Source organism: Nocardia sp. NPDC050406, from assembly GCF_044459025.1.
Classification (GTDB): Bacteria; Actinomycetota; Actinomycetes; order Mycobacteriales; family Mycobacteriaceae; genus Nocardia.
In genome coordinates, this window is record NZ_JBITIM010000003.1 from 560,434 (window position 1) to 572,700 (window position 12,267).

Genomic DNA, 12,267 nt, shown 5'->3' on the forward strand with positions numbered 1-12,267 from the left:
GAGCCATCCGCAGTACCGTCGAGGCATGAGCGACTACTACGGGCAGGGATCGCCCTATCCACCGCCAGGCGGGCCGCCGGTCGACGACGAGTCGCGGGTCAATGCCGGTCGCCTGTGGGCCGGTGGGTTCGGGGCGGCCGTTGTGGCGGCGCTGGTGATCGTCGTGGGAATTCTGTTGATACGCGGGGTCTTCGGCATTCCGGTGCTCTCGCCGGAGAGCGCGGGAGCCTACGGGACCGCCAACACCACCAATTACGCGCTCGCCGGGGCCGCGGCGGCGCTGTTGGCCACCGCGGCGCTGCATATCCTGCTGCTGTTCATGCCCAGCCCGATGACGTTCTTCTATTGGATCGGGACGCTGCTCACGGCGGTCGCCGTGCTGGTTCCCTTCACCTTCGCCGCCGATACCGCACCACGGATCGCCACCGCCATTCTCAATCTGATCGTGGGCTTCAGCATTGTCACCGTGCTCGGGTCGGTCGCCGCGGGTTCGGTGCGCTACCCGCGCGGTTGAGTCAGCGCTCGGCGCTGATCTCGGCGATGAAGGAGCGCATGACCGCGGCGCACTCGGGGGCATGGGTCTCGAGCAGCAGGTGGCCGCCGTCGTAGACGTGCATCTCGAGCCGGTCGAGGGCGCGCGCGTAGGCCATGATCTCGTCGAGATCGAAGAACGGGTCGTGGCGGCCCCACAGCAGCAGAGCGGGTGGCTGCCGGGTGCGGTGGTAGTCGGCCAGTTCCGGGAAGCGCGCGACGTGATTGGCGTAGTCGCGGAAGAGCTGGAACTGGGCTTCGATATTGCCCGGGCGCGACATTCGCGCCCAGTCCAGATGCCAGGATTCGGGCGGGTGCCGGTCGCGCATCCGCTCGGGCAGCCCGCCCAGATACTGCTCCCGCGTTCCCTCGAAATTCAGCCACTCGGGCAGCGCGGCCCGCTTCTCCTCGGTGGGGTCGGCCCAGAATTCCCGTGCGCTGTCCCACTGGCTGCCCATGCCCTCCGGGTGGGCGTTGCCGTTCTGGACAATGAGCCCGAGGATGCGGTCCGGTCGCCGCGTGGCCAGGTGGTAGCCCACCGGCGCACCGAAATCATGCAGGTAGACAAAGAATTCCTCGACCCCGAGCCGGGCCAGGAAGGCCTCCATGGTGTCGGCCAGATTCGCGAAGGTGTAGTCGTACTCGTCGACGCACGGCGCGTCGGAGAACCCGAAGCCCGGCAGGTCCGGCGCGATGACCCGGCTCACCTCGGCCAGGGGCGAGAGCACCTCGCGGAAGGTGTGCGAGGAACTCGGGAACCCGTGCAGCAGCAACACACAGGGTTTGTCGGCCGCTCCGGCCTCCCGATAGAAGAGGTCGAGTCCATCCACGGCCAGGGTGCGATGGCGTGGCTTGACGTGGGGTGCGCAGTTCGACGAGACCACAACGCCATCAAACCCAACGTCGGCTTCCCGCGCCAGGAAACCGCCGGATCGAACCGGTCGCGGCCTAGAGTGGAGAAGGATTCACCGTGAGGAGTGTCACATGCCGTCGATCATCATCATCGGAGCCGGTTTCGGCGGGCTTGGCATGGCGATGGAGTTGCAGCGCAACGGGTTTCACGAGTTCACCATTCTGGAGCGGGCCACCGACCTGGGCGGCGTCTGGCGGGAGAACACCTACCCCGGGGCCGCCTGCGATGTGCCGTCACCGCTGTACTCGTTTTCGTACGAGCCCAAGCCGGATTGGCCGCAGCGGTATTCGGGCCGCGCGGATATTCAGGCCTACATTCACGCGGTGGCGCGGCGGCATGGGCTGCTGGACTCCATCGTCTTCGGGGCCGAGGTCACCGAGGCGCAATTCGACGACCACAGCGGGCAGTGGACCGTGCTCACCGGCGACGGGACCAGCCGGACGGCGGATATTCTGATTTCGGCGGTGGGTCAGCTGTCGCGGCCCGCCTGGCCCGCGATCCCGGGGATCGACAGCTTCGAGGGGACGTCGTTCCACTCGGCGCTGTGGGATCACGAGGTGCCGTTGGCCGGGAAACGGGTGGCGTGCATCGGCACCGGGGCGAGCGCGATCCAATACATTCCCGAGATCCAGCCGCAGGTCGAGCACCTCACCCTCTTCCAGCGCACCGCCGCGTGGGTGCTGCCCAAATTCGATACCGACTACAAGCCGGTCCATCACCGGGTACTGCGCAAGATTCCGGGAATGCCGCTGGCGGAACGGGTTTCGTGGTGGCTCATCGGCGAGACCGTGGCCTTGGGGCTGGTGGAGTTCCCGGGAATCGTGCGGGTGGTGTCGCGCATCGCGGAGAAGCATCTCGAGGAGCAGGTGCCCGATCCCGAACTGCGCGCCAAGCTGACGCCGGACTATCCGATCGGATGCAAGCGCGGGCTGTTCTCCAACGACTACTTCCCGGCGCTGTGCGAACCCAATGTGGATGTGGTGACCACGCCCATCAGCGAGATCGTGCCCCAGGGCGTGCGCACCGCCGACGGCACCGTGCACGCGGTGGACGTGATCGTCTACGGCACCGGGTTCAAGGGCACGGAGTTCCTGTGGCCCATGAAGATTCGCGGTCGCGGCGGCCGCAATCTCGCCGACGCGTGGGCGGACGGGGCGCACGCGTACCTGGGTATGACGGTGCCGGAGTTCCCGAATCTGTTCCTGGTCTACGGGCCGAACACCAATCTCGGCGTGGGTTCGATCATCTACATGCTGGAATCGCAGGCCCGGTACATCCGCAGTGCGATTCAGGCCATCGCCGAGCGGCCCGGCAGCCGCCTCGAGGTCAAATCCGAGACCGAGCGGGCCTACAACGAGGCGCTGCAGGAGCGGCTGGCGCTGACACCGTGGAACTTCTGTACCAGCTGGTACCGCAACGCGGCGGGGAAGATCACCAACAATTGGCCGGGCACCACGCGCAGTTACCGGCGGCGCACCCGCAAGGTGAATCTGGACGACTTCTACCTCACCAGGGTCGACTGAGAATCGGCGCGGATATGGCATATTCGCGCCATGCGCCTGCGTCCACGGCTTGTCGTAGCGGCCGCTCTGCTCACCGTCCTCCCGCTCACCGGTGCCTGCTCGCGGGACTCCGGCGATAGCGGCACGCCCACCGGCGTCACGACCAGCGTCGCCGCGGCCGAGACGTTCACGGTGTACGTCGCCGACAAACAGGTGCCCTGCACGGGTGTCGCGCCCATGGAATGCCTCCAGGTGCGCCGCGACCCCAACGGCCCGTGGGAGCTGCACTACTTCGGCATCGAGGGTTTCGACTACGAGCCGGGCTACACCTACACCCTCGAGGTCGAGGAGCGGCCCTGGGTGAATCCGCCCGCCGACGCGCCCTCGGTGACCTGGCACCTGGTGAAGGTCATCGCCAAGCAACCCGCCTGATTTCCCGCGAGCCACCCCGAAGCGGAGCGGGTGGCCACGGACCGATCGGGGCACACGGCAGACTGGGTGCGTGACCGTTTCGTCCCAGACCCCCGTTCAGCACGGCCCGCTGCGCCCGATCGAGCTCGCTACCGGCGCGGTCCTGGGAGGAGCGACGGTCGGACTGGTGACCGTGGGATCGGTGGTGCCGTTCGCGGCCGCCCTGCAATTGGTGGCCGCGGTGCCGATGGGGCTGCTGGCCTACCGGCACCGGCTGCGCGCCTCGAGCACCACCACCATCGCCGCCGTGCTGGTGTCGTTCGTCGCGGGCGGTCTCGTGCCCGCCGTGAACCTGCTGTCCGTGGCGGTGATCGGCGGCATCATCGGCACCGTCAAGCGGCGGCGCGGCGGCATTCTCGCGGTGCTGGGGCTGTCGCTGCTGGCCGGGCTGGCGGGGGCGGCGTTCTCCGTCGGCATGCTGCTGCTGTTCTCGCGTTCGCGGCAGCTGGTCTTCGACGCCATTCGCAATACGGCCGGAGGACTGGAGAACCTCGCCGCCCGCCAGGCCGCGTTGGAACCGCTGGGCCGGGCCGTCGCCGACTTCACCGATACCGTGCTGCGCTGGTGGTGGGCGTGGATCGCGGGCGGCATCGTGGCCGGAATCCTGGTGAGCGGCATGGTGTCCTGGTACGTGCTCGGCGCGGTCCTGGAACGGCTGAACTGGCTGCCGGGCCGCGATCTGCTGGACGCGCCGGAGGACAACCGACCGGTGGAGCCGTTGCCGGTCGCGCTGCGCGAGGTGTCGTTCCGCTATCCGGGTGCGAAAACCGATGCGCTGCACCGCATCGACCTCACCGTGCGGCTGCGGGAATTCGTGGCGGTGGTGGGGCACAACGGTTCCGGCAAATCCACCCTCACCCGAATTCTGGCGGGCCGCCCGCCGACCTCGGGCACCGTCACCCGGCCCGGCTCGGCCGGACTCGGCGTAACCGGCGGCACCGCACTGGTTCTGCAGCGCCCCGAGAGCCAGACGCTGGGCGTGCTGGTCGCCGACGATGTGGTGTGGGGGCTGCCCACCGAGATCGCGGCGGGCGTGGATATCGAGGGCCTGCTGCGCGAGGTCGGGCTCGGCGGTATGGGCGGTGCGGAGACCGCCACCCTCTCCGGCGGGCAGCAACAGCGCCTCGCCGTCGCCGCCGCCCTGGCCCGGCGGCCCACTCTGCTCATCGCCGACGAGGCCACCGCCATGATCGACCCGCAGGGCCGCCGCGAGCTGGTGGCGCTGCTGGCCCAGCTGCCCAAACGCCACGCCATGGCGGTGGTGCTGGTGACCCATCACGAGGCCGATGCCGCGGCCGCGGATCGCGTCGTGCACCTGGAGAACGGCCGCGCCGTCGAACATCTCCCGGCCTGGCCGCGCCCGGTCTGCGAACCCCGGCGGCGGCCGATCGGCGAGACGATTCTCGAGCTGCGCGATGTGCACCACACCTACAATCGCCGAACCCCTTGGGAGGCACCGGCTCTGCACGGCATCAACCTGACCGTGCGGCGCGGGGAGGCGCTGCTCATCGTGGGCGGCAACGGTTCCGGCAAGTCGACGCTGGCCTGGATCATGGCGGGGCTGACCGTGCCGACGCAGGGCACCTGCCTGCTGCACGAGTTCACCAATGTCCGACCGACCCATCGTCGAATCGGCGCGGTGCAGTTGGCCTTTCAGCATTCCCGGCTGCAATTGCAGCGCCAGACCGTGGGCGCGGAGATCGAGGACTGGGGCGGGCACGGCAGCCTCGCCGTCAGCCGCGCCCTCGACGCGGTGCGGCTGGATCGCCGCCTGACGGGTCGCTCCATCGAGGAACTCAGTGGCGGACAGGCGAAGCGAGTGGTGCTGGCCGCCATCGCCGCGCGTCGCCCGCAGGTGGTGGTGCTCGACGAACCGCTCGCCGGACTCGATCCGGCGGGACGCGCCGATGTGGTGGAACTACTTGGCCGACTGCGGGATTCGGGGCTCACCCTGATCGTCATCTCGCACGATGTGGACGATATGGCGGTGCTGTGCGATCGCACCGTCCACCTGAGCGGCGGGCGCATACCCGAAACCGAAGCCCCCGCACCGTATTTCGCCCCACAACCGTTCGACACCCACCGGCCGGAGGCCTGGCGATGAGTTCTGTGATTCTGCGGGAAGTCCCCGTCGACAGCCCGATCCACCGACTCTGGGCCGGTACCAAGATGATCGCGGCCTTCGCCATCAGCGTGCTGCTCATGTTCCTGCCGAGCTGGCCGGTGCTGGGTATCACGGTGGCCTTCCTGGTGGCGATCTGGCTGACGGCCCGCCTGCCGCTGGGCACCCTGCCGCGCTTCCCCTGGTGGTTCTGGGCCGGAGTGCTCATCGGCCTGTGCATCAATATCCCCATGGGCACGACGGCGATCCTGGGCTACCTCAAGATCACGGTATTCGCCTTCATCCTGCTGGGCGCGTCCTTCCTCATCACCTGGACCACGCCCATGGGCGATATCGCACCCGCGCTCGCGAAACTCGGTGCGCCCCTGCGCCGTATCGGGTGGACCCGCAAGGGAGTGCGGCACGCGGTGCCAGTGGACGAGTGGGCCGTGGTGGTGGCGCTGACGCTGCGCGGGCTGCCGCTGCTGTTGGAGGAGATGCGCGTGCTGCGCGCGGCGCGCAAACTGCGGCCCAGCGACGGCATGCTGCAACGCGCGGCCGACAATCCGCTCGCCGATATCCTCACCGCGGCCATGGCGGTCTCCACCCGACGGGCGGGCGAACTCGGCGAGGCCATCACCGCGCGCGGCGGCACCGGTGAATTGACCGCGCACCCAAGCCTTCCCGGGCGGGGTGACATATTTGCTTTGGCTATCACAGGTTTGGTGGGCGCGAGCGCGATCGCGCTCGACATTCTGCTCTGAGAGCCGGGCCCACACCACATAACCACAGGTCAGCGACGCGCCTATCTTACTGGAGCGCAGCCTTTTTGCGAATCCGCATCGAGCTGGGCCGAAAATGATACGGCGTGTCGGTGGTGCGCGCTACCGTGGCCGTTGAAGATCGGATGAGGATCCCAGATGCGAATCGCATCACGGCTTCATGCGCACTAGGGGTGAGGAATTTCGGCGCGTGGGGCCCGCGTTACCTGACACACCTGATGAAGATTGGAAACCGAAGATGCTCCGCAAGATCACGGCAGTCGCCGCACCTGTAGTCACCGCCCTGGCAATCGGCACCGGTGCCATGGGTACCGCGCAGGCAGACCCCGCCCTCCCCGATGTCGGCTACCAGGCCAGCCTGATCGGCAACACCGTCGTCACCACGCTCACCAACGGTTCGTTCCAGCTCGCCGGAAACACCGTCAATATCAATGACTCCGCGGGCAATACGCTGGTCACGCTGCCGCTCTCCTTCCAGCAGGACGGTCTCGAGTACGCCCTGCCGCACAATGTCAGCGGCGACGGCTCCACGCTGGAGCTGACCGCCGTCAAGGACGAGTCCACGGCGCGTCCGGCCGGTATCAAGCCGGTCGCCTCGCCGCAGGAGAATCTGCTGGCGCAGCAGACCTTCGCCAGCCAGTTCGGCATCGCCACCGCCATCGGCGGCTTCCTCGGCACCGTACTGGGCGCGCTGGTGGGTCTGACCGGCATTGTCGGCGGCCCCACCGTGGTCGCCAGCGTGATCGCCGGTGCGGCCATCGGCGGCATTATCGGCACCCTGGTCGTGGGTGGTCCGACGCTCATCATCGCGGGTATCGACCTGATCAATACCCTGATGGCCGCGCCGGGCACCACCAAGTACCAGCGCTAGTAGCGACACCGGCTGTCCGGAACGGGGTGCGCATCGTGTGACCGCACGGTGCGCACCCCGCCGCGCATTCGGACCCGATCGACCGGTCTCCGCTGTCCGTGTGTCCGCGCTACCGCGCTGTACATCCTTGTGGCGCGGGGATTCCCGCGAAGCGGTCGGCGAGATAGTTCATGGCTCCGAAGGATTCGACCAGCGCGGCCGGATTGTGCCCGGGCACACCGGAATGCAGCGAGATCATGCTCGCGCCCCCGGCGCAGTAGCGGTCGCGCAGTGCGGTGAAGCCCGCCACGGGAATCACGTCGTCACCGGTGGAGTGGTAGAGGTACAGCGGCACGTCCGGGATGGCTCCGCCCAGTTCCTGCGCCGCCGCCGTCGCCTCGAACACCGGGTGCGACAACAGATTCGGCACCGACGCGTAGTCGTCCATCCGCGCGAAGAGATAGCGCACGACCAGGTCCGCACCGCAGGACTCGGACTCGCGCACGAGCGCGTCGCGACCGCGGTCGTTGAGCAGCTCCACCAGACCCGAGCCGGGGTCGTTGCGGGTCAACGACAGCAGGATCAACAGCCCCAGCCCGGCCTGCAATTCACCGTCCACGCCGCGTGCGATGGCGGGGATATTCGCCGGTACCCCACCGGAACTCACCCCCGAGAGCCACACATCCGGTGCGTAGGTGGCGCGCAGCTGCGCCGCCCACAGGGTCGCGAAGGCGCCGCCCGAATAGCCCCACGCGCCGATCGGGCTGTCGGGCGCGAGGCCCAGCGGCGCGAAGTCCCGCGCCGCCCGAATCCCGTCCAGCACACCGCGTCCCGAGGTCACACCGTCGAAGAAGCGCGACTGCGGCCCCTCGTAGTCGGAGACCACCACGGCCCAGCCGCGCCGCAGCGTCTCGGTCAGGAACGGCACATCCAACAGCGTGTTGACTATGCCGAAATCCCGACCGCCGCGCAGGGCGTACGAAGGCGCGCAACGGGTTCCGAGACTGTCCTCGGCGACCTGATAGGACAGCAGCGGTCGCCCGCCCGCACCGGTCCACGGACCGGGCGGCAGCATGACCGTGGCCATATCGGCCACCGGCTGGCCCAGCGAGTCGGTGCTGCGGTACTGCACCTGCCAGGCCGCCACGGGCAGCGGCAGTCCGAAGACCGCGATGGGCCGCGAATCCAGCACCGTACCGTTCGCGAAGTGCGCCAAGCCTTCCGGCGGCGCGTAGAACGGATCGGCATCCGGCACCGGGATCTGCGGCCGCGCCAGTGGAGCCACCGCCGCGGCCAGGGCGATCACCACCGCGAGCAGAAATCCCCATCGCCAGCTACCGCCTCGCACGAATCCCACCCGTGCGCCGCCCTGCCGCATTACGCCTCCAGCGTCGTATCCCACCGACGCTCCAGCACACCAGGCCCGTATCCGCGCCGCCTACTTCCGGCGCATCGGAGTCCCCCACGTTATTCCGCCCATCGGGGCAGGTCAATGGCACTTACAGCTAACTCGGCGCGTCCTGAATCCCGGGCGTGGCGCAGGCGCTCGCGAGGCCGGGGGCCGTGTCGGACGCGTATTTCCCGGCTTGTCGCCGCGCGGTGCGGCCCACGCGTCATGTGCTGGGAGTTCGCCCGCCGCACCGTCCGTGCCGGGTAGTGTGGTGCTTCGAAAGTCGTTGCGGCAGCGGAGGTTAGCGATCACCATGCGGTACGGGAACGGGCTGGAGATTCCGGATTCGCTCGAGGATGTGTGCGCACCGGATCGGATGGCGTTGATCGTCTACGACATGCAGGTCGGCGTGCTGGGGCAGCTGCCCGACGGCGCGGAGATCACCGCGCGCGTGCTGCGGGTCGTGGAGGCGGCACGGCGCGGCGGCTATCCGGTCATCTTCCTGCGGCACATGTTCCTGCCCAAGCGGCTGAGCGGAAAGTTCGCGCTGCGCATGGCCATGAGCTGGCAGCAGGTGGACACCGTGGAGGAGGTCCATCCGATCCTGCAGCGGGATACGCCCGGCTTCCAGCTGGTTCCGGAGCTGCGGCCCACGGCCGACGAGATCGTCTTCGACAAGACCTCCATGTCGGCCTTCGAGGGCACGCCGCTGGCCGCCACGCTGCGCGATCTGGGAATCGGGGCCTACGCCATTGTCGGCGTCGCCTTGGAGATCGGCATCGCGCCGACCGTCACGCACTCCACGGATCTGGGCTTCGTTCCGGTGGTCGTCTCCGATGCCGTGGGCGGTCGGGATACCGAGGCCATGGACCGGGCCTGGGCCGATTTCAGCTTCCAGGGCCACACCATGGTCACCGATATCGACACCCTCGTACCGCTGCTGGAGAAATCCGCGTAATCCTCAGTCCGAGGCCGGAATCCAGGTCGGATGCCACAGCCGTCCGGCCTCGGTCCAGTTCTGGAATCGCACCGTGCCGGTGATGGAGGGCGTGACCCACACCGCGTCCTTGCGCTCGTCGGCGGTGAGTTCGTTGTCGAACGGACTGGTCTTGCGTTCCAGCCGCCGCAGCCGGGTGTCGAGATCGCTCATCTCCTGCTCGCTGAAGCCGATGCCGACGCGGCCCAGGTAGTACAGCCGACCTTCGTGCTCGACGCCGACCAGCAGGGAGGCGAAGCGCCGCACGTCCGAGCGCCGGTACCCGCCGACCGTCACCGCCAGGGTGCGCCAATTGCGCGTCTTGACCCAGGACTGTCCGCGCTTGCCCGGCAGGTACACCGAGTCGCGGCGTTTGGCGACCACGCCCTCCATCCCGCGCTCCTGGCTGTAGCGCAGGGCTTGCGCACCGGAACCGTCCAGTCGCGGCGGCACCACCAGGGCCGACGAGCGTCCGGCCAGCGCCTCCAGCACCCGGCGGCGGTCGTCGTAGCGCTTGCGCAGCAGTGAGGTGCCGTCCAGGTAGAGCACATCGAAGGCGATGAAGACCGCCTGCCCGACATGGGAGCGCAGCAGCCCGAGGTTGGCGGAGCCGTGATCGTCGAAGACCACCGCCTCACCGTCGAGAACCACGGCGTGGCCGGACAATTCGCTGCCCAGCCCGGACAGGCTGGGGTACTTGCCGGTGACGGTGAGCCCGGCGCGACTGCGCAATGTCACCGCGCCGTCGGAGATTTCGGCGATCAGCCGGAAGCCGTCCCACTTGGTCTCGAAGGCCCATTCGTCGGCGTCGAGGGTGGCGACATCACCGGGGGTGGCCAGCATCGGGGTGAGACCGCGCGGCAGCGGCGCGGGTTCGCGCGGCGGCGTGAGCACCCGTCCCCCATTGCCTTTCGCCTCGGGCTCGTCGTACTCCTGCGGCGTCTGGTCCTTCATCAGATGCATGAGCCACTGATTGCCATTGGTCTGGATGAGCGCGTACCGCCCCTCCAGCCGGTCCCCGTGCAATCGGACGATGACCTCGTCCTCGCGCCACTTCTCGGTCTCGTAGGTGCCGGTATCCCAGATGGTCATATCCCCAGCGCCGTACTGCCCCTTGGGAATCGTGCCGTGGAAGTCCAGATACTCGAGCGGATGATCCTCGGTGTGCACGGCGAGGCGGTTCTCGTGGGTGTCGACCGGCGGCCCCTTGGGCACGGCCCACGACACCAGCACGCCGTCGCGTTCCAACCGCAGATCCCAGTGCCGTCTGCGCGCGTGATGTTCTTGAATCACATAGCGATTCCCGTCGGTGGCCGCCGGACGATCCGACGGCACGGGCTCGGGCGTGCGATCGGCGCGGCGCTTGGCCCGATAGGTGGTGAGCGGGTCCGGACCCTGCTCCCCCAGGGGCGGGTCCAGGCCCGCCAGCAGATCGCCCTGGTCGTGCCAGCGCCGTAGCACTTCCTCGAAGTTCAAGTGCCGCAGCCGCTTCCGGTCCTCGATCTCCTCCCAGGTGCGCGGTGCGGCCACGGTCGGCTCGTCGCGGCCGCGCAGCGAGTACGGCGCGACGGTGGTCTTGGCCGGATTGTTCTGACTCCAGTCCAGCAGCACCTTCCCGCCGCGCGCCGATTTGGCCATATTCGCGGTCACCAGATCCGGGTACATCTTCTCCAGATTGGTCGCCACCTGTTTGGCCACCGTCGAAGCCCCACCCGGACTCAACTGCCGGTCGAGCGGCACGTAGACGTGAATTCCCTTGCTGCCGCTGGTCACCGGGAAGGCGTCGAGGCCGACATCGCGCACCACATCACGCAGCATGAGCGCCACCCGCGCGCACTGCGGCAGCCCGGCCCCCGGTCCGGGATCGAGGTCGAAGACGAGCCGGGTGATCGGTCCCCGCTCGTCACCGTCGAATATCCATTGCGGCACATGGATTTCCAGGGCCGCCTGCTGCCCCAGCCAGGCCAGCCCCGCCACCGAGTCGATCACCGGGTACACCACGCTGCGATCGGAATGCTCGAGCGAATGCCGCTCGATCCACTTGGGCGCGTGCTCGGGCAGGTTCTTCTCGAAGAACGACGACTCGTCCACGCCGTTGGGCCACCGCTTGCGCGTCACCGCGCGCCCCGCGATATGCGGCAGCAGCGCGGGCGCGACCGCGGTGAAATAGTCGATGACCTGCCCCTTGGTGGTTCCCGTGGCGGGATACAACACCTTGTCGAGGTTGGTCAGCGCCACCTCGACTCCCCCGAAACTCCGCCGGGACCCCATGGAGCCAGTCTAGAGGCGATTCGCGGTTACCCCGGGGACCTGCGCGAATCCGGCGGCCCGCAGACGTACTCGCCACCGGCCCGCGAAATGCCAACGGGCCGTTCGAGTCCGCACGGTGGGTGTCCACCGCGGCCCCGAACGGCCCGTTGTCGCCGTCGAAACGACTACACCTGAGGCTTGTCCCCGGGCGGGGTCGCGTCCGGACCCGGCTCGGGAGCCGGGGGCGCGGGCGGCGGCTCCGGCGTCGCCTCCGGAGCGGGGGCGGCCTTGCCCTCCTCGGGAATGGCGTTCTTCACCGCCTCGGTGCCCTTGTCGATCTTGTCGGAGTACTTGCCTCCGGTCTTCTGATCAATGAACCCACCGGCCTTGTCCACCGCGGATTCGATCTTCTCGGCGTTCTGGGCCGCCACATCCTTGCCCTTGCCGACCAACCCCTTGAGCGTGTCCATCAGACTCACAGCCTTGCTCCTTCACACTCGG

General features: G+C 68.4%; 11 protein-coding genes. 7 read left to right on the top strand and 4 right to left on the bottom strand.

Annotated elements, in window-relative coordinates; all coding sequences use genetic code 11:
- The first annotated feature begins 25 nt into the window (after nt 1–25).
- The gene (locus ACIBH2_RS25940; RefSeq protein WP_397121946.1) at nt 26–514 is read left to right on the top strand and encodes a DUF6069 family protein; all 489 of its coding nucleotides are present in this window, start codon (nt 26–28) and stop codon (nt 512–514) included.
- 1 nt (nt 515) lies between these two features.
- Here ACIBH2_RS25940 and ACIBH2_RS25945 read toward each other — a convergent pair whose 3' ends face one another.
- On the bottom strand, nt 516–1,415 hold the full coding sequence (locus ACIBH2_RS25945; RefSeq protein WP_397121948.1) for an alpha/beta fold hydrolase: 900 nt from the start codon (nt 1,413–1,415) through the stop codon (nt 516–518).
- Between the two features lie 100 nt (nt 1,416–1,515).
- On the opposite strand from ACIBH2_RS25945, the gene ACIBH2_RS25950 reads away from it, so the two are divergent.
- The 5 genes from ACIBH2_RS25950 (at nt 1,516) to ACIBH2_RS25970 (ending at nt 7,171) form a co-directional block, all read left to right on the top strand.
- On the top strand, nt 1,516–2,967 hold the full coding sequence (locus ACIBH2_RS25950; RefSeq protein ID WP_397121950.1) for a flavin-containing monooxygenase: 1,452 nt from the start codon (nt 1,516–1,518) through the stop codon (nt 2,965–2,967).
- A gap of 30 nt (nt 2,968–2,997) precedes the next feature.
- Complete coding sequence (locus tag ACIBH2_RS25955) at nt 2,998–3,378, top strand: DUF4377 domain-containing protein (protein ID WP_397121952.1); 381 nt, start codon at nt 2,998–3,000, stop codon at nt 3,376–3,378.
- 70 nt (nt 3,379–3,448) lie between these two features.
- A complete protein-coding gene (locus tag ACIBH2_RS25960) occupies nt 3,449–5,521 on the top strand; it encodes an ABC transporter ATP-binding protein (protein WP_397121954.1) in 2,073 nt (690 codons plus the stop codon).
- Nucleotides 5,518–6,282, top strand: a complete 765-nt coding sequence (locus tag ACIBH2_RS25965) for an energy-coupling factor transporter transmembrane component T family protein (protein WP_397121956.1) — start codon at nt 5,518–5,520, stop codon at nt 6,280–6,282. The genes ACIBH2_RS25960 and ACIBH2_RS25965 overlap by 4 nt, the downstream gene beginning before the upstream one ends.
- Before the next feature lie 256 nt (nt 6,283–6,538).
- A complete protein-coding gene (locus ACIBH2_RS25970; RefSeq protein WP_397121958.1) occupies nt 6,539–7,171 on the top strand; it encodes an ammonium transporter in 633 nt (210 codons plus the stop codon).
- 109 nt (nt 7,172–7,280) lie between these two features.
- Here the strand turns inward: ACIBH2_RS25970 and ACIBH2_RS25975 are convergent, their stop codons facing one another.
- Nucleotides 7,281–8,498 carry a lipase family protein gene (locus ACIBH2_RS25975; protein ID WP_397121960.1) on the bottom strand — a complete coding sequence of 406 codons (1,218 nt, stop codon included), beginning with the start codon at nt 8,496–8,498 and terminating at the stop codon, nt 7,281–7,283.
- A 355-nt stretch (nt 8,499–8,853) separates the two neighbouring features.
- On the opposite strand from ACIBH2_RS25975, the gene ACIBH2_RS25980 reads away from it, so the two are divergent.
- Nucleotides 8,854–9,498: a cysteine hydrolase family protein gene (locus tag ACIBH2_RS25980; RefSeq protein ID WP_397121962.1), complete on the top strand. Its 645-nt coding sequence runs from the start codon at nt 8,854–8,856 to the stop codon at nt 9,496–9,498.
- Nucleotides 9,499–9,501: 3 nt separating this feature from the next.
- On the opposite strand, the gene ACIBH2_RS25985 is transcribed toward ACIBH2_RS25980, so the two are convergent.
- Together ACIBH2_RS25985 and ACIBH2_RS25990 are read right to left on the bottom strand one after the other, a co-directional pair.
- Entirely contained in the window at nt 9,502–11,787 is a 2,286-nt protein-coding gene (locus tag ACIBH2_RS25985; RefSeq protein WP_397121964.1) for an ATP-dependent DNA ligase, read from the bottom strand.
- 164 nt (nt 11,788–11,951) lie between these two features.
- On the bottom strand, nt 11,952–12,236 hold the full coding sequence (locus tag ACIBH2_RS25990) for an antitoxin (protein ID WP_397123012.1): 285 nt from the start codon (nt 12,234–12,236) through the stop codon (nt 11,952–11,954).
- Nucleotides 12,237–12,267: the final 31 nt, after the last annotated feature.

Excerpts from the sequence above, each read along its gene's own strand:
- ACIBH2_RS25940 (WP_397121946.1), top strand. The coding sequence starts at position 26 with ATGAGCGACTACTACGGGCAGGGATCGCCCTATCCACCGCCAGGCGGG.
- ACIBH2_RS25950 (WP_397121950.1), top strand. The coding sequence starts at position 1,516 with ATGCCGTCGATCATCATCATCGGAGCCGGTTTCGGCGGGCTTGGCATG.
- ACIBH2_RS25955 (WP_397121952.1), top strand. The coding sequence starts at position 2,998 with ATGCGCCTGCGTCCACGGCTTGTCGTAGCGGCCGCTCTGCTCACCGTC.
- ACIBH2_RS25965 (WP_397121956.1), top strand. The coding sequence starts at position 5,518 with ATGAGTTCTGTGATTCTGCGGGAAGTCCCCGTCGACAGCCCGATCCAC.
- ACIBH2_RS25970 (WP_397121958.1), top strand. The coding sequence starts at position 6,539 with ATGCTCCGCAAGATCACGGCAGTCGCCGCACCTGTAGTCACCGCCCTG.
- ACIBH2_RS25980 (WP_397121962.1), top strand. The coding sequence starts at position 8,854 with ATGCGGTACGGGAACGGGCTGGAGATTCCGGATTCGCTCGAGGATGTG.
- ACIBH2_RS25985 (WP_397121964.1), bottom strand. The coding sequence starts at position 11,787 with ATGGGGTCCCGGCGGAGTTTCGGGGGAGTCGAGGTGGCGCTGACCAAC.
- ACIBH2_RS25990 (WP_397123012.1), bottom strand. The coding sequence starts at position 12,236 with ATGGACACGCTCAAGGGGTTGGTCGGCAAGGGCAAGGATGTGGCGGCC.